Genomic DNA, 318 nt, shown 5'->3' on the forward strand with positions numbered 1-318 from the left:
ACTTAAATTTTACAATCTGCCAAAAGAAAAAACAATTAAACTTTACGAAGATTTAGTCGAAAAACGGGTAGTTAAAGCGATGAGTCCAGAACTAGTGGAAACCGCTAATGGAATGGCTCTTATGGCTGAAAATATTGATGATAAAATCAGTGAATTGAATGAAGAAACAGCTCAAGAGCCTAAAGTAATCAAGGGTGGTTCAGTTAAGAAACGACGACGCCGTTTCTTAAAAAAGATTCGTCGACAATTAAAAGAAGACTTTATACCTCGTGCTAATAAGTATGAAAAAGCAGAAGATATTTTTAAGGGCCGCAATAG

At 34.9% G+C, this 318-nt stretch carries 1 pseudogene; it reads left to right on the forward strand.

From position 1 onward, the window contains the following. Positions 1-318: pseudogene (locus tag AACL61_RS06750) on the forward strand (IS5/IS1182 family transposase); the annotation flags it as partial.

Source organism: Limosilactobacillus reuteri subsp. porcinus, assembly GCF_036621895.1.
Taxonomy (GTDB): Bacteria; Bacillota; Bacilli; order Lactobacillales; family Lactobacillaceae; genus Limosilactobacillus; species Limosilactobacillus reuteri_J.